Origin of the sequence: Chryseobacterium sp. C2(2020) (assembly GCF_014218915.1) — a bacterium.
Classification (GTDB): domain Bacteria; phylum Bacteroidota; class Bacteroidia; order Flavobacteriales; family Weeksellaceae; genus Chryseobacterium; species Chryseobacterium mucoviscidosis.
Genome location: NZ_JACLCT010000004.1, coordinates 16,767 through 31,541 on the forward strand (window position 1 = coordinate 16,767; position 14,775 = coordinate 31,541).

General features: G+C 35.8%; 20 protein-coding genes. 19 read left to right on the top strand and 1 reads right to left on the bottom strand.

What is annotated here, in order from left to right:
* The first annotated feature begins 23 nt into the window (after positions 1-23).
* Positions 24-467, top strand: coding sequence for an ABC transporter permease (locus H6W52_RS03450; RefSeq protein ID WP_116099676.1), 444 nt, complete (start codon positions 24-26; stop codon positions 465-467).
* 57 nt (positions 468-524) lie between these two features.
* On the opposite strand, the gene H6W52_RS03455 is transcribed toward H6W52_RS03450, so the two are convergent.
* Positions 525-1,337 (bottom strand): peptidoglycan-binding domain-containing protein, encoded by an 813-nt coding sequence (locus H6W52_RS03455; RefSeq protein ID WP_116099677.1) that lies wholly within the window; start codon positions 1,335-1,337, stop codon positions 525-527.
* Between the two features lie 195 nt (positions 1,338-1,532).
* Between H6W52_RS03455 and H6W52_RS03460 the strand changes: the two genes are divergently transcribed.
* From H6W52_RS03460 to H6W52_RS03545, 18 genes are all read left to right on the top strand, one after another.
* Positions 1,533-1,934, top strand: a complete 402-nt coding sequence (locus H6W52_RS03460) for a hypothetical protein (protein WP_116099678.1) — start codon at positions 1,533-1,535, stop codon at positions 1,932-1,934.
* Positions 1,935-2,039: 105 nt separating this feature from the next.
* On the top strand, positions 2,040-3,035 hold the full coding sequence (locus H6W52_RS03465) for a BtrH N-terminal domain-containing protein (protein ID WP_116099679.1): 996 nt from the start codon (positions 2,040-2,042) through the stop codon (positions 3,033-3,035).
* A gap of 1 nt (position 3,036) precedes the next feature.
* On the top strand, positions 3,037-3,792 hold the full coding sequence (locus tag H6W52_RS03470) for an ABC transporter ATP-binding protein (RefSeq protein ID WP_116099680.1): 756 nt from the start codon (positions 3,037-3,039) through the stop codon (positions 3,790-3,792).
* Positions 3,779-5,047, top strand: a complete 1,269-nt coding sequence (locus H6W52_RS03475; protein ID WP_116099681.1) for an ABC transporter permease — start codon at positions 3,779-3,781, stop codon at positions 5,045-5,047. Before H6W52_RS03470 ends, H6W52_RS03475 begins: the two co-directional genes overlap by 14 nt.
* Before the next feature lie 206 nt (positions 5,048-5,253).
* Positions 5,254-5,679, top strand: coding sequence for an acyl-CoA thioesterase (locus H6W52_RS03480; RefSeq protein ID WP_116099682.1), 426 nt, complete (start codon positions 5,254-5,256; stop codon positions 5,677-5,679).
* Positions 5,679-6,851 (top strand): beta-ketoacyl synthase N-terminal-like domain-containing protein, encoded by a 1,173-nt coding sequence (locus H6W52_RS03485; protein WP_116099683.1) that lies wholly within the window; start codon positions 5,679-5,681, stop codon positions 6,849-6,851. Before H6W52_RS03480 ends, H6W52_RS03485 begins: the two co-directional genes overlap by 1 nt.
* Before the next feature lie 38 nt (positions 6,852-6,889).
* Entirely contained in the window at positions 6,890-7,126 is a 237-nt protein-coding gene (locus H6W52_RS03490; RefSeq protein ID WP_116099684.1) for an addiction module family protein, read from the top strand.
* Positions 7,123-7,407 (top strand): type II toxin-antitoxin system RelE/ParE family toxin, encoded by a 285-nt coding sequence (locus H6W52_RS03495; RefSeq protein ID WP_116099685.1) that lies wholly within the window; start codon positions 7,123-7,125, stop codon positions 7,405-7,407. Before H6W52_RS03490 ends, H6W52_RS03495 begins: the two co-directional genes overlap by 4 nt.
* A gap of 18 nt (positions 7,408-7,425) precedes the next feature.
* Positions 7,426-7,965: a 3-oxoacyl-ACP synthase gene (locus H6W52_RS03500; RefSeq protein WP_116099686.1), complete on the top strand. Its 540-nt coding sequence runs from the start codon at positions 7,426-7,428 to the stop codon at positions 7,963-7,965.
* Positions 7,966-8,069: 104 nt separating this feature from the next.
* Positions 8,070-8,327: a phosphopantetheine-binding protein gene (locus H6W52_RS03505; protein ID WP_116099687.1), complete on the top strand. Its 258-nt coding sequence runs from the start codon at positions 8,070-8,072 to the stop codon at positions 8,325-8,327.
* A gap of 89 nt (positions 8,328-8,416) precedes the next feature.
* Positions 8,417-9,616 (top strand): beta-ketoacyl-[acyl-carrier-protein] synthase family protein, encoded by a 1,200-nt coding sequence (locus tag H6W52_RS03510; RefSeq protein ID WP_116099692.1) that lies wholly within the window; start codon positions 8,417-8,419, stop codon positions 9,614-9,616.
* Positions 9,613-10,674, top strand: coding sequence for a beta-ketoacyl synthase N-terminal-like domain-containing protein (locus tag H6W52_RS03515; protein ID WP_116099693.1), 1,062 nt, complete (start codon positions 9,613-9,615; stop codon positions 10,672-10,674). The genes H6W52_RS03510 and H6W52_RS03515 overlap by 4 nt, the downstream gene beginning before the upstream one ends.
* Positions 10,675-11,084: 410 nt before the next feature.
* Entirely contained in the window at positions 11,085-11,828 is a 744-nt protein-coding gene (locus tag H6W52_RS03520; protein WP_185216466.1) for a polysaccharide deacetylase family protein, read from the top strand.
* Positions 11,829-11,937: 109 nt separating this feature from the next.
* A complete protein-coding gene (locus H6W52_RS03525) occupies positions 11,938-12,564 on the top strand; it encodes a LolA family protein (protein WP_116096798.1) in 627 nt (208 codons plus the stop codon).
* Positions 12,530-13,165 carry a hypothetical protein gene (locus H6W52_RS03530; protein ID WP_116096796.1) on the top strand — a complete coding sequence of 212 codons (636 nt, stop codon included), beginning with the start codon at positions 12,530-12,532 and terminating at the stop codon, positions 13,163-13,165. The genes H6W52_RS03525 and H6W52_RS03530 overlap by 35 nt, the downstream gene beginning before the upstream one ends.
* A gap of 6 nt (positions 13,166-13,171) precedes the next feature.
* Positions 13,172-13,783 (top strand): outer membrane beta-barrel protein, encoded by a 612-nt coding sequence (locus H6W52_RS03535; protein ID WP_116096794.1) that lies wholly within the window; start codon positions 13,172-13,174, stop codon positions 13,781-13,783.
* A 132-nt stretch (positions 13,784-13,915) separates the two neighbouring features.
* The gene (locus H6W52_RS03540; protein WP_087708343.1) at positions 13,916-14,293 is read left to right on the top strand and encodes a 3-hydroxyacyl-ACP dehydratase; all 378 of its coding nucleotides are present in this window, start codon (positions 13,916-13,918) and stop codon (positions 14,291-14,293) included.
* Positions 14,293-14,769: a hypothetical protein gene (locus H6W52_RS03545; protein WP_116096792.1), complete on the top strand. Its 477-nt coding sequence runs from the start codon at positions 14,293-14,295 to the stop codon at positions 14,767-14,769. The genes H6W52_RS03540 and H6W52_RS03545 overlap by 1 nt, the downstream gene beginning before the upstream one ends.
* Positions 14,770-14,775 lie beyond the last annotated feature (6 nt).

Consider the following 14,775-nt stretch of genomic DNA (forward strand, 5'->3'; position numbering starts at 1 on the left):
GATAAAATAAAATTGAAATTCCAATGAAAATTAAGGAAGAAAACATCATCAATATCCACAACTTTCTCCCGCATCGCGAACCGATGCTGATGACAGATTATATTCTGGAATTGACGAAAGAAAAAGTGATTACTTCCTTTGAAATAAAAGAAGACAATATTTTTGCTCACGATAATGTATTCGTTGAAGCTGGACTCATAGAAAATGCAGCTCAAACCTGCTCCTCAATTTTAGGACAAAGCTTTTTTGAAAATCCGGAAACAGAAACAAAAGTAATTGGCTTCATTACCAACATAAAAAAAATTGAAATATTTACTTTGCCCAAAGTCGGCAACAAAATTATTTCAAAAGCCTCACTGGTTTCGCAGTTTGAAAATATCTGTCAGATTTTTTGTGAGACATTCAATGATGATGAACTGCTGATAAGAGCGGAAATTACTCTATTTATTCAGGAAGTGAAATCATAAATAAACAAAGAAGCTGTTCCAAAAGATCAGCTTCTTTGTTTTTAATCCCTCTCCTGATTAATCAATTCTGATGATATCCAGTTTAGATTTCATAAAATTTCTGGTTCTCCGCAATACGCCATAGCCGTTTTCACTTCCGTCTGCATTGGTATTTCCTTCGATGGTTTCAAAAACATCTCCGTTACTTTCAACAACAATTCCTGTATGAATCCAGTCGTGGCTGTTTGTACTGCTCTGCAAAAGAAAAATATCGCCCGGCCGAACATGATATACACGATTTCTAACCAAAGTATAATCAATAAAATTGTCTCTTTTCTGCGCTTCACCAGCTACCGTATCGCAACTGAAGCTTCTTTTCACAATATTGGTAAAACTGCCTCCTATCTGACTTGTTGCCTGATCTAAAATCGTCTGCACAAATCCCATACACCAAAGCTGATCCTTTCCCTCGCTCCCATCCATATAAGCTCTTACCCAAGGACCTCTGTTTCCTTCCCCTTTTATGGTAAGTTCCCGTGCTCCGGCAACAAGATGCTGTTTTGCGGCATTCACGACCAATTCCCTTAATCCTGTTCCCTCAACAGGCTGGGTAAAAGCTTTAATCATAGGATCTGCCATTTTCCGGAAAAGCTCCTGGGTTACAATTCCATTTTCAGTAAGTCCGTTTGCCTTTTGGTAATTCTTCACCGCTTTTTCTGTAGCCGGTCCGAAATCACCATCAATCCCGGTTGAAGTTCCTTTTGAAGGATTTAAAAAAGCGTAAAGATTAAGCCAGCTTTGTATCTTCGATACTTCTTTTGAGGAATTTTCAGCTCCTCTTGACTGTGTTCCTGAAATTTCAATTTCTTTTAAAAAATGTTTTTTTATCATGATATAGATTTTATGGTTATTATTTCTTAAAGATCATAACAAATGTAAGCTCGAAAATAAAACAGAGAAATAACGATTTGGGGTGATTTATAAACAATAAACACCTATAAGACCCTCTAAAAACAAATGATACTATGTTGCACATTTTTATTATCTTAGCGAACTATTTAAACCATCTTTCAATATTAATTTCAGATGAAAAAACAAGACCTTCCACAAGACGAAAGCAACTTAAAGTCAGCGAATATGACTGAGGTTTTGTACGTTACAGATGAAAATAACAACTACACCACTGCAAACAGTATTGGCTGGGAAGCTAAAAAAGCTGCTTTGGACGAATCTTTGGCTTTGATTAATGAAAGAATTGAAGAAGCAAGACAAAATGTTGCCAACAATACAGCAAGCCCCATTTTTTATTTCATGGAGCTGAATAAAATGGATATGCAGGTTCTTGCAGCCTATGTCGGAATGTGGCAGTGGCGTGTAAAAAGACACGGAAAACCAAAAATATTTAAAACACTAAGCGATTCCGTACTGAAAAAATATGCTGATGCTTTCGGTATTTCGGTGGATGAACTAAAAAATTTCAAAGGGTAGACAATTGATTAAAAGAGAAAATTCCTCCGACTGTTATTTTGACGGAAAGAGAAACTCTACAATATGAAAATCAAGCATTTCCCGCGATAAAAAGACAAGAAACGAATGGAACTTAATTTTGAACATCACCAGACTGCCCATTGCGAAAACGGTGTTGCCTCCAATTTATTATTGAATAAAGGACTGAAGCTCAGCGAGCCTATGATCTTCGGAATCGGTTCCGGATTATTTTTCGTGTATTTACCTTTCCTGAAAGTTAATTTCGCACCGGGTTTCAGCTATCGTCCGATGCCTGGAGCCATTTTCAGCAAAGCCGCAAAAAGACTTGGAATTAAGATCAAAAGAGAAAAATTCTCCAATCCTGCCGAAGCACAAAAAGCATTAGAAAGAAACCTCAATAATAATATTCCGACAGGTTTGCAGGTAGGCGTTTTTAACCTTACTTATTTTCCCGAAGAATATAAATTCCATTTTAACGCTCACAATCTCGTGGTTTACGGAAAAGAAGACGGAAAATTCCTAATCAGCGATCCCGTGATGGATTACACCACAACCCTTACTGAAGCCGAACTTGAAAAAGTGAGATACGCCAAAGGAGCACTTCCGCCGAAAGGTCATATGTACTACCCTACTCACATTCCGGATCATGTAAATCTGGAAGAGGCGATCAAAAAAGGAATAAAAGATACCTGTAAAAATATGTTGGCTCCGGTTCCTATTATCGGGGTAAAAGCCATGAGATGGGTCGCAAGAAGCATTCCGAAATGGGCAGCCAAAAAAGGTACAAAAACCACCAATCATTATCTGGGACAACTGATCAGAATGCAGGAAGAAATCGGAACCGGCGGCGGCGGATTCAGATTTATTTACGGTGCATTTTTACAGGAAGCCTCTGTTATTCTTAAAAATGACGAATTACGAGAACTTTCCAAAGAAATCACGGCGATCGGTGATCTTTGGAGAGATTTCGCGGTGGATATTGCAAGAGTGTACAAAAACAGGAACTCCAAAAGCGATATTTATAACCAATTATCAAAATCAATGCTTCACATTGCCGATCTGGAAGAAGCTTTTTATAAAAAACTGAGAAAAGCAATATAACGTGGAACATTTCATAGAAATAAAAAATCTCTACAAAAAATATAAAAATGCAGAAGACTTTTCTGTAAACGATATTTCGCTGAGTATTGCCAAAAACGAAATCTACGGAATTCTCGGACCTAACGGAGCCGGAAAGACAACGTTGATTTCCATGCTTTCCGGATTGATAAAACCGACTTCCGGACATTTTACAATTGACGGACTTTCACCACAGAAGAACGGGTTCAAACTGAGACAAATCATCGGGATCGTTCCGCAGGAATATGCTTTATATCCAACTTTAACGGCAAGAGAAAATTTAATGTTTTTCGGAAGTCTTTACGGGTTGAGTCACAAAAATTTAAAGAATTCGATCACTGAATCTCTGGAAATCATGGGTTTGTCGAAATTTGCAGACAAAAAAGTGGAACAGTTTTCCGGAGGAATGAAGCGCCGCTGTAATCTGATTGCAGGCACCCTTCATAACCCGAAAGTTTTATTTCTGGATGAACCGACCGTTGGTGTGGATGTTCAGTCTAAAAAAGCGATTATCGATTATCTTTTGGATTTAAATAAAAAAGGAACGTGCATCATCTACACTTCCCATCACCTTTCGGAAGCGGAAGAATTCTGTACCAAAATTGCCATCATCGATCATGGGAAAATCCATGCTGTGGGAACACCTGAAGAATTAATCAGTAAGGTTTCCAATGCAGAAAATTTAGAAGACGTTTTTATATCATTAACCGGAAAAGAATTACGAGATGTTGTTGTATAAATTGTGGCGGAGTTTCATCAAGGAGATTCTTTTGCTGAAAAGAGATATCGGAGGAATTGTCATCATTTTTGTGATGCCTTTGCTGTTGATTATCACCATTACTTTAATTCAGGATTCTACCTTTAAAAATCTGGAAGGCACGAAAATTCCGATCATTTTTATTGATAACGACAAATCTGAGATTTCACAAAACATCAAAAAAGAGTTCGAAAATGGTAAAACCTTCGAGCTTCTTACCAATTTCACCGAAGAATCTGCCGAAAAAGCAGTTTTCGGAGGAGATTATCAGATGGCGATTGTTATTCCGAAAAATTTAACGAAGAATATCAATTCCAATGTAGAATCTAAAGTTCAGGCCATCGTCAGTTCATTTGGACTTGAAAATGACTCTACATCTGTGAAGGAAAGTCCCGTTAAATCTGATGATATTCATCTATATTTTGATCCGGCAACCAATATCGGGTTCAAAAACAATGTGATGACCGCTGTGAACAAAATGGTTTTTGAAATTGAGAACAAAAAGATCTACAAAGCCTTTCAGGATCAGTTGGGAACTACGGAAGATCTCGGAAAAACTAAAAATTTAATCAGTTTTAAGGAAATCACTCCGAAAAAAGGAAAAACAGACATCATGCCGAATTCCGTTCAGCATAACGTTCCGGCTTGGGCGCTGTTTGCGATATTCTTTATTGTGGTTCCTCTGTCTATTAATCTGGTTAAAGAAAAAAGTCTGGGAACAAGTGTAAGAGCGAGAATCAGCCCGACTCCGTATTTCGTTCATATCTTAGGAAAAACCTTTACGTATCTCATTATCTGTGTCATCCAGTTTTTACTGATGGTTGCTGTGGGAATTTATCTTTTCCCATACATGGATCTTCCGCAATTTGACGTTACCGGAAAAATGTTTCCGCTTATTGTCGTGACCATTTTTGCAGGTTTGGCAGCCATCGGATTTGGTGTACTTTTAGGAACGGTTGCCAATACGCAGGAACAGTCGGCTCCGTTTGGTGCGACTTCGGTGGTGGTTTTAGCAGCAGTCGGCGGAATCTGGGTTCCCGTATTTTTAATGCCTGAATTTATGCAGACCATCGCCAAATTCTCTCCGATGAACTGGGGATTAAATGCTTATTATGATATTATTTTAAGAAACAGCGGAATTGTTGGAATTGCGAAAGAAATCATTTTCCTTTTTCTATTTTATATAGCAATGGTCGCAATTTCATTATTTTATGAAAGAAAACAGAATGCAGTGTAAATACTGACATTAATTATAAAAGATATTTTTAATCTTAATTTTCTTAAACTAAATGAACTTTGTTTATTTCTAAATAATTTTAACTATTAAGAAGATTTAAGAATTTAAACTATAATTAAGAAATCAATAGATTGATTTTATTTAAGGACATGAAGCTTATATCGCTTAACTTCTTAAAATAAAATCTTAATGTTTCAAATAGAAAAATGGCTAAAAGTCAAAATATATTAAGCTGTACAGAGGAAGTTCGTGTAAGATTCAACGAAACAGATCCGTTGGGAATTGTGTGGCACGGACATTACATCGTTTATTTTGAAGACGGAAGAGAAGCTTTCGGAAGACAGCATGGTTTAACGTATCTTGATATTCAGAAAGCGGGATTTGTAACGCCGATTGTAAAAAGCACCTGCGAACATTTTCTGCCTTTAAAATATGGCGAAACCTTCAGAATTGTAACGACTTTCGTCAATTCAACTTCGGCAAAATTGATCTATAAATATGAGCTTTTCAACGAAGAAGATAAATTGGTCTGTTCAGGGGAAACCATTCAGGTTTTTCTGGATTCCGATAACAATTTATGCTTGTATAATCCTGAGTTTTTTCAGGCATGGAAAGATAAAATGGGACTCTGATGAAGAAAGAAGTTTATATTACAGATTATAACTGCGTCACGCCTTTAGGTTTTGACGTTTCTTCAAACTGGAATGCTCTTGTTGAAGGAAAATCCGGCGTAGGTTTACATAAAATCATCGAAAATCAAGAGCCTTTTTATGCTTCGATGATTGATTCTGAGAAATTAGATAACGAATTCAATAGATTCTTCGACTCCCCTCAGAAATCGGAGATTCGGCGTTTAGCCAATGACAACGTGAGCTTCACAAGACTTGAAAAAATGTTTTTGCTGAGTTTAAAACCATTGGTTGAAAGACACTCAATCTCAGGGGAAACCGCTTTTATTTTATCTACCACGAAAGGAAATATCAGCTTATTAAAAAATCAGGAAACATTACCGGAAAGCGTTTTTCTTTCCAGTTTAGCACAAAAAATAGCTAATTTTTTCGGGTTTCAAACAAAGCCCATTGTTGTTTCTAACGCCTGTGTTTCGGGAGTCATGGCAATTGGTGTAGCTAAAAATATGATTCAGGCAGGAAAATATAAAGATGCTTTTGTTATTGCCGGAGATGAAATTTCAGAATTTGTGATTTCAGGTTTTAATTCTTTTCAGGCAATTGGAACCGAGATTTGCAAACCTTACGATAAAAACCGTGACGGAATCAATATCGGCGAAGCGGCAGCGGCGGTTTACATTACTTCAAAACGAGATGAGAACGAAAACTTTAGTTTTAAAATTCTGGGAGACTCTGCAATTAACGATGCAAACCATATTTCCGGACCTTCGAGAACGGGAGACGGATTATTTGCAAGCATCAACAACGCAATGACAGAAGCTCAGCTTTCAGCAGAAAAAATAGACTTCATCTCCGCACACGGAACGGCGACGATATACAATGACGAAATGGAAGCCATCGCTTTCAACAGAATGAATTTGCAAAATACCCATCTGAACAGTTTAAAAGCTTATTACGGGCACTGTTTGGGCGCATCGGGATTGTTGGAAAGTATCATTTCCATGGAAAGTGCCTTGAATAAAACTTTAATTCCGTCTAAAAACTTTAACGAAACAGGAACTTCCCAACCTTTAAATATTATCAGAGAAAACCAATCTGCAGAAATTAAATATATTCTGAAAACAGCTTCCGGTTTTGGAGGATGCAATGCCGCGATTGTTTTGGAAAAATGCTGAAAATAATTTTGTAATTTTATAAAATTAAAGTTTTAAAAATGGACTCCACCGTAGACATCAGAAAAAGAATTCACGATTTCATCGATATTGCCGATGAAAGAATTTTACGCATTTTCAAAGGAATTATTGATGCTGAAGAAGAGGAAGATAATTATTCTGTTCCAGACTCACACTATGATGTAATAAATGAAAGAAGAGAAAAATATATAAAAGGGGAAAGCAAATCTTACACTTGGGAGGAAGTTCAGGAAAAAGCTAAATCTGCTTTAAAATGATTTATGAATTAATTATACAGGAAGAAGCAAGTTTAGAAATTCTTGAAGCCTATATTTATTATGAAAATGCACAAAAAGGCTTGGGCGAAAAATTCATGAAGCAACTAAACAAATACTTTGTTAGAATTCAAGACCACCCAAAACATTTCGAGATTAAAAAAAATTACAGAGAAGCATTTGTACAGATATTTCCTTACCTCATAATTTTTGATATTATTGATAACAAAATCATTATACTATCTGTTTTCAACACCCATCAAAATCCAACAAAAAAGCCCTAATCTTTTTGAAACTTACTCATGAAGAAAACAGACATCTGCACCATAGAAAATTCAAAAATAGTCCTCAACAACGAGGTTATTTTTGAAACCCCTACTGAAAACTTCTCAGACTTTGCGAAAGAAGCTTATAAAAGTTTAGCGCTGAATTATCCGAAATTTCATAAAATGGATCATTTAAGCAAACTCGCTTTTCTTGCTTCTGAAATTATTCTCAAGGATGAAGACCAAAGCAGAACCGCATTGGTTTTTGCGAACAGATCATCAAGTTTAGACACAGATTTCAAATATCAGGAAAGCATCAATTCTCAGGAAAATTACTTTCCGAGTCCCGCGGTTTTTGTGTATACTTTACCGAATATCTGCGTAGGTGAAATCAGCATCAGACACAAAATGCAGACCGAAAATGCTTTTTTTGTTTTGGATGAATTGGATGAAGAATTTTTAAACAATTATTCAGCACAGCTTTTACACTCCGGAAAGGCAGATAAAGTATTGTGCGGCTGGGTAGAACTATATCAGGAAAGTTACAAAGCTTTTGTATATTTGCTGACATTATAAATTTGATAATTTGAAAATGTGCTGATTTGAACATATCAATAAAGCATAACAATTAGTTAATACATTTTCAAATTGTCTCATTAACATATTTTCAAATTAATTTTATGGAAAACTTAAGAGAAGAATTAAAACACAAAATCGTAGAAGTTCTTAATTTAGAAGACGTTGCAGTAGAAGAAATTAAAGACACAGATCCTTTATTTGGAGGAGGTCTTGGTTTGGATTCTATTGATGCTCTGGAGCTTATCGTTCTTTTGGATAAAGAATACGGAATAAAATTAGCCGATCCGAAAAAAGGAAAGGAGATTTTTACGTCCATCGAAACCATGGCAAAATTCATCGAAGAAAACAGAACAAAATAATTCAATCTAACAATGTATCAATTTAGCAATGTACCAATATTGTTATACTGTTATACTGTTAAACTGATACATTGGTACATTATTAAAAGATGGGTCAAAAAATTGCCATAACAGGAATGGGCATCATTTCCGCCATTGGAAACAATGTGGAGGAAAATCTGAGTTCGCTGACTTCCGGAAAGCACGGGATTTCGGACATTACTTTGTTTGAAACACGCCATAAAGGAAATATCAAAACTGGCGAAATCAAATTGTCTAATGAAGAACTTGCCGCAAAACTTCAGCTCAAAGAAGATCATCATGCAACGAGAACCGCTCTGTTGGGAATGATGGCGTCAAAAGAAGCTGTGGAAAGTGCCGGAATTTCGGATATCAATGAATATAAAACGGGACTGATTTCTTCGACCAGCGTTGGCGGAATGGATGTTACCGAAAAATATTTCTACTCCTATGAAGACTTTCCTGAAAAGCAAAAATACATTGACTCTCACGATGCGGGAAATTCGTCTTTGTTAATCGCTGATTATCTTGGATTAAAAGGTATGGTTTCCACCATCAGTACAGCTTGCTCATCGGCGGCAAACGCCATTATGATGGGCGCAAAACTGATTAAAAACGGTGTTCTAGACCGTGTAATTGTCGGCGGAACAGATTCTCTTTCAAAATTTACTTTGAACGGTTTCAATACGTTGATGATTCTTACGGATTCTTACAACACGCCTTTCGATAACGACAGAAAAGGTCTGAATCTGGGTGAAGCTGCCGCTTTCATCGTTTTAGAATCTGATGATGTGGTAAAAAAAGAAAATAAAAAAGTTCTGGGTTATCTTTCAGGGTACGGAAATGCCAATGATGCGCATCACCAAACTGCTTCTTCGGAAAACGGACAGGGAGCTTATTTAGCGATGGAAAAAGCATTAAAAGTTTCGGGCTTAGATAAAGAAAACATCGATTATATCAACGTTCACGGAACAGCAACGCCAAATAACGATTTATCTGAGGGAATTGCGATGATCCGAATTTTCGGGGTAAATAACGTTCCGGAATTCAGTTCTACAAAAGCATTTACAGGTCATACGCTGGCTGCTGCGGCTGGAATTGAAGCCATCTATTCTCTTTTGGCGATTCAAAATAATATCATTTTCCCGAATCTGAACTTTAAAACAAAAATGGCAGAGTTTGATTTAACGCCTGTAACGGAGCTTAAAGAGAAAAACATCAATCACGTTCTTTCCAATTCGTTTGGTTTTGGAGGAAATTGTTCAACTCTAATTTTCTCAAAATCATGAGTGCCGTTTACATCAACAGCGCAGCCTGTATTTCAGCTCAGGACACTTTAAACGAAAATTTTTTCCGGAATCTTAAACCTGAAAATTCAGTTCAGGTTTTAAAAGCTATTGAACCTGTTTACAAAGAATTCATTCCTCCGGCAATGATCCGAAGAATGTCTAAAACGGTAAAAATGAGTTCCGTAGCTTCTCAATATGCTTTAAAAGAAGCAGGAATTGAAAATCCAGATGCGATCATCACAGGAACCGGAATGGGCTGTTCTCAGGATTCGGAAAAGTTTCTGAAAAATGTGCTGGATAATCATGAAGAGTTTCTGACTCCGACTTATTTTATTCAGTCTACTCACAATACAGTTGCAGGACAAATCGCTTTGGGTTTGCAATGCCACGCGTACAATTTCACGTATGTAAACACTTCTTCATCTCTGGAATTTTCGTTTTTAGACGGAAAATTACAAATCAATGACGGTGAAGCTGAAAACGTTCTGGTCGGTTCCACAGACGAACAGACGGAAAGAGTGATGGAACTGTACCAATTAAATAAAACCATTAAAAAAGAAGAAAATCTTCCCGTTGATTTTCTGAATTCTGAAACAGAAGGCGTCATTTGGGGAGAAGGTGCCAGTTTTTTCGTTTTAGGAAAAGATAAAACAGAAAGCTCTTACGCTCAATTAACGGATATTCAGATCACAAACAAATTAGATTTAGAAGAAACTCAGCAGTTTATTGAAGATTTTTTAGCTAAAAATAATTTGACGAATAAAGATATCGATGCGGTTATTTTAGGTTTCAGTGGAGATGTAAAATCGGATGTTTATTACAAAAATGCAATGCATCTGTTTGACAATTCGGCTTTGCTGTATTATAAACATTTGAGTGGTGAATTTAATACGGCGAGTGGTTTTTCGACGTTTATGGCTTGTCATATTCTTAAAAATCAAGAGATTCCGGAAGTGATGATGATTAATGACCTAAAAAAAGAAGAAATTAAAAATGTTCTGCTTTACAATCATTTAGGAGGAAATGATCACAGTCTGGTTTTGTTAGGAAAGGCTTAAAAATTAAAACCTCACAGGTTTTAAAAACCTGTGAGGTTTGGAACTTAAAAAATAAAGTAGAACAAATCTTGCTTTACAAGTATTGAAGAGGAAATAAACACAGCTTGGTTTCGTTGGGGAAAGCTTAAAACTAAAACCTCACAGGTTTTTGAAACCTGTAAGGTTTGATTGAAAATAGGCTCCGTTTGCAGGAGTATTCTATTTAGCAAAGAAAAACAGCATAATTACCATTTCGACGAAGGAGAAATCTCTTAATAATCTTAACTTCTAAACTAAAACTTAATGGTTTATTTTAGCGTAAACATTAAGAATATTAATTTGAGATTCTTCCTTCCGCTTAGCTTCATTCAGAATGACAGCATGGATACAGATTGTGAATATTTTAAACCCAAAATTTAAAGACAATAAAGATGAAACATTATCTATTTATCTTATTTTATCTTTTCTGCAACGTTATTATTTTCGCATTTCACGGAAGTTTTTGGGTGTATCTGTTCTGTTTTTTGCTGTTTTCTGCGCTTGTAATCTGGGGTTCTTTCGATATTGAACTGGGATATTTTGTCAACAGCATTACCCATAAAAGAACGAAAATCAGAGAAGTGGCGCTGACTTTTGATGACGGTCCGACTGAATTCACTCCCAAATTTTTAGATCTTTTAAAAGAAAACGAGGTAAAAGCAACCTTTTTCTGTATCGGAAAACAGATTGAAAAATATCCTGAAACTTTTCAACGAATCATTGCGGAAGGTCATACCGTTGGAAATCATACTTTATCGCACTCCAACAACACTGGTTTTTTATCGACATCAAAAATGACGGAAGAAATTGAAAAATGTGATGAAGTGATGCTTAAAATTGGAAATCTAAAAACCAATTTTTACAGACCGCCTTTCGGAGTTACTAATCCGAATATCGCCAAAGCCATCAAAAAAACCGGCAAAAAAAGCATCGGATGGAACGTCCGTTCTCTTGATACGATGACAGAAGATGAAAAAAAAATCTACCAGAAAGTAACGAAAAATTTAAAAAAAGGAAGTATTGTACTTCTTCATGATACTTCACAAAAAACGTACAATGTTTTGGAGGATTTATTAGTATTTTTGAAGCAGAAAAATTATTCAACTTTTACAATTGATAAGTTTGAAAGCCACTAAGTCCAAAAGGATTTCACCAGGAAGACAGGAATTATTAATAAATATTCTTTAATAGTGTCCTTTGTGAAACCCTTGTCATCCATGTGGTTAAATTTAAAGACGTTAAACAATGATTAAAAATATAGCTTTAAGCACTTTTTTATTAATTTCGACTTTTGTCTTTGCTCAAAACACGGTGATGTCGGGAGCGGAAGCGAAAGCATTTGTAACTAAAGTTTCTTCGGAAACCAAGGAAATAAAAACATTACAGGCAGATTTTATCCAAACCAAAAAAATGGATTTTTTGGATAAAAACATTGTCACCTACGGAAAAATGTCTCTGAAAACACCGAATATGCTGAGTTGGAAGTACACAAAACCCTATCAATACAGCATTGTTTTTAAAGACAACAAAATATTGATTAATGATCAGGGTAAAAAATCTTCAGTGGATGCAAAAAGCAAAACGTTTGAAAAAATCAACAAATTAATTGTCGGAAGTTCAAACGGACAGTTGTTCAACGATCCGGAATTCTCTGTTTCTTACCTGAAGAATGCGACTTCAAACATTGCTAAATTCACTCCGAAATCGGCTCAGCTTTTAAAATATATCAAGCAGATCGAGCTGCATTTTCCTAAAAATCAATCTACGGTTTCACAGGTTAATATGACGGAAGCTTCGGGAGACACCACGAATATTGTTTTTAAAAACACCAAGATCAATGCGCCTGTTGCAGCTTCGGAATTTAGCTTATAGCCTGATTTTCATTCTGTTTACATCGTGTAAAACGTACACGCTAACTGATGTAAAACCGATTCCGTCTTCTGAAAAAACGGTTGAGAACTTATACTTTTCATCCAGCGAAGATTATGTGTATAAATGTCAGATGGATATTTATAAAAATCATGTGAGCGGAATTTTAATTATCAAAAAAATCAGCGAAACGACCCATCGTGTGGTTCTGACTTCTGATTTTGGGAATAAACTGATTGATTTTGAGATTTCTGAAGATGATTTCAAGCTGAATTATGTTCTTCCTGATCTGGATAAGAAAATCGTAATTAATTTTTTGAGGAATGATTTTCAGCAGCTTCTGAAGCAGAAATATCCGGTAACAGAAAGTTTTGAAAACGAAAATTCTAAGATTTACCTTTCTAAAATGGATAAGAAGGGGTATTATTTGTTCTTCAGCAAAGAAAATAATCTGTTAAAACAAATCATTTACACGAAAAACAAGAAGGAAAAGATCGATTTTACATTTGATGCAAAGAAAAATACGTTTGCAGACAGTCTTAATTTACAACATAAAGATTTTAAAATCAATATAAAACTATTCCAGATCACCGAAAACCAATAACCTTACATGAAAACAAAGATTTTTGCCTTGCTGATTCTGATCTCCGGATTTTTATCAGCTCAGGTTACTTTCAATCCCGGAATAAGAGCGGGAGTAAATTTTGCCAATCTTACCAACCGAAGTAATGAAACCTTTTATCTCCATGAAGATGAAAACCCGGAAAAAGTACTTCATACAAGTCTGAAAACGGTAACCGATTTCTACTTTGGATTACAGGGAAACATTAGATTTACAGAACGTTATGCTTTGCAACCGGAAGTTAACTATTCCAGACAGGGAACCAATTTACAGTACACTACAGAAAACGGAGTTTTTCCGGAAAAAAGACTGCATTACAATTTTATCGGAGTACAGCTTACAAACAAAATTTATATCAAAAATTTCAGTGTTTTTGCCGGTCCGTTTCTGGATTTGGCTGTCGGCGAAAACAATTCCGGACTCGATCTTGGTTTTTCGGGAGGTCTTGGTTATGATATTTTTAAAAATCTGGGGGTTGAAGTAAGAATTAAAAAAGGTTTTGCATCAATGCTGGGTCACGAAAATTCCTCCTTCCTGTTTTCCAATTCAAATATGGTTTTTCAGATTGGTGGTTATTACACGTTCCATTTTAAGAAATAGAATTGATGTTGATGACCAAAACCATTTTCTTTTCCTTTCAAAAAAACATATCTTCGCGAAGGTTTAAATATTAAATTTTTTGAAATTTTAAAATTCAGAAAAAGATTTCAAACAACTGAAACAGAATACATCATGCAGACAATACTTACAGACTTTTATACGTTACAATCCTACGAAAAAACAGAAAGCGGAAGTTTCACCGCGCAGATTTCCCTGAATAAAGATCACGATATTTTTAAGGGACATTTTCCGGGAAATCCTGTAACACCGGGAGTTTGTATGATGCAGATCGTGAAGGAACTTACGGAAGAATTTACCGGATCTTCATTATTTTTAAAAACGGCATCGAATGTAAAGTTTATGGCAATCATCAATCCTTTTGAAACGCCGGATCTTAAAATTCAGCTCGATATTACTGAGAATGAAGGAGATGTAAAGGTAAAGAACACGACTTCTTTTGGCGAGACTATTGCATTAAAAATGTCGGTAAATTATCAAAAATTGACATAATGAAAGTATTATTTTCACTTATCACCGCTTTTATGCTTTTTTTTCAGTCGGGTCTTGAATCTCTGAGAGAAAGTTACACCAAAGCAAGCAGCTCTAATGCCAATACAGAAGCGTTCATCAGTTTAGCCGAAAAAACTTCGGGATCGGATGCGGCAATTCAGGGATATAAAGCGGCGGCGCAGATTATGGAGGCAAAAATTTCCAAAAATAACCGAAAAGCTTTGGTAAAATCCGGAGCAACCAATCTTGAAGCGGTTATTAAAAGCAATCCGAATAATGCTGAATTAAGACTGATCCGCATGAGTGTTCAGGAAAACATTCCGAAAATTGTAGGTTACAGAGGAAGCCTTAAAGATGATAAGGTATTTCTCATCAATAATTACAGCAAACAGAATTCTGCTTTAAAAAGTTATATTAAAAAATTTGCAGCACAGTCTAAAACCATGACGGAGACTGAAAAGGCAAATTTTAAATAAAAAACT

Excerpts from the sequence above, each read along its gene's own strand:
- H6W52_RS03455 (WP_116099677.1), bottom strand. The coding sequence starts at position 1,337 with ATGATAAAAAAACATTTTTTAAAAGAAATTGAAATTTCAGGAACACAG.
- H6W52_RS03490 (WP_116099684.1), top strand. The coding sequence starts at position 6,890 with ATGGACTCCACCGTAGACATCAGAAAAAGAATTCACGATTTCATCGAT.
- H6W52_RS03475 (WP_116099681.1), top strand. The coding sequence starts at position 3,779 with ATGTTGTTGTATAAATTGTGGCGGAGTTTCATCAAGGAGATTCTTTTG.
- H6W52_RS03545 (WP_116096792.1), top strand. The coding sequence starts at position 14,293 with ATGAAAGTATTATTTTCACTTATCACCGCTTTTATGCTTTTTTTTCAG.
- H6W52_RS03525 (WP_116096798.1), top strand. The coding sequence starts at position 11,938 with ATGATTAAAAATATAGCTTTAAGCACTTTTTTATTAATTTCGACTTTT.
- H6W52_RS03535 (WP_116096794.1), top strand. The coding sequence starts at position 13,172 with ATGAAAACAAAGATTTTTGCCTTGCTGATTCTGATCTCCGGATTTTTA.
- H6W52_RS03530 (WP_116096796.1), top strand. The coding sequence starts at position 12,530 with ATGCGCCTGTTGCAGCTTCGGAATTTAGCTTATAGCCTGATTTTCATT.
- H6W52_RS03520 (WP_185216466.1), top strand. The coding sequence starts at position 11,085 with ATGAAACATTATCTATTTATCTTATTTTATCTTTTCTGCAACGTTATT.
- H6W52_RS03540 (WP_087708343.1), top strand. The coding sequence starts at position 13,916 with ATGCAGACAATACTTACAGACTTTTATACGTTACAATCCTACGAAAAA.
- H6W52_RS03465 (WP_116099679.1), top strand. The coding sequence starts at position 2,040 with ATGGAACTTAATTTTGAACATCACCAGACTGCCCATTGCGAAAACGGT.
- H6W52_RS03505 (WP_116099687.1), top strand. The coding sequence starts at position 8,070 with ATGGAAAACTTAAGAGAAGAATTAAAACACAAAATCGTAGAAGTTCTT.
- H6W52_RS03515 (WP_116099693.1), top strand. The coding sequence starts at position 9,613 with ATGAGTGCCGTTTACATCAACAGCGCAGCCTGTATTTCAGCTCAGGAC.
- H6W52_RS03510 (WP_116099692.1), top strand. The coding sequence starts at position 8,417 with ATGGGTCAAAAAATTGCCATAACAGGAATGGGCATCATTTCCGCCATT.
- H6W52_RS03460 (WP_116099678.1), top strand. The coding sequence starts at position 1,533 with ATGAAAAAACAAGACCTTCCACAAGACGAAAGCAACTTAAAGTCAGCG.
- H6W52_RS03485 (WP_116099683.1), top strand. The coding sequence starts at position 5,679 with ATGAAGAAAGAAGTTTATATTACAGATTATAACTGCGTCACGCCTTTA.
- H6W52_RS03450 (WP_116099676.1), top strand. The coding sequence starts at position 24 with ATGAAAATTAAGGAAGAAAACATCATCAATATCCACAACTTTCTCCCG.
- H6W52_RS03500 (WP_116099686.1), top strand. The coding sequence starts at position 7,426 with ATGAAGAAAACAGACATCTGCACCATAGAAAATTCAAAAATAGTCCTC.
- H6W52_RS03495 (WP_116099685.1), top strand. The coding sequence starts at position 7,123 with ATGATTTATGAATTAATTATACAGGAAGAAGCAAGTTTAGAAATTCTT.
- H6W52_RS03480 (WP_116099682.1), top strand. The coding sequence starts at position 5,254 with ATGGCTAAAAGTCAAAATATATTAAGCTGTACAGAGGAAGTTCGTGTA.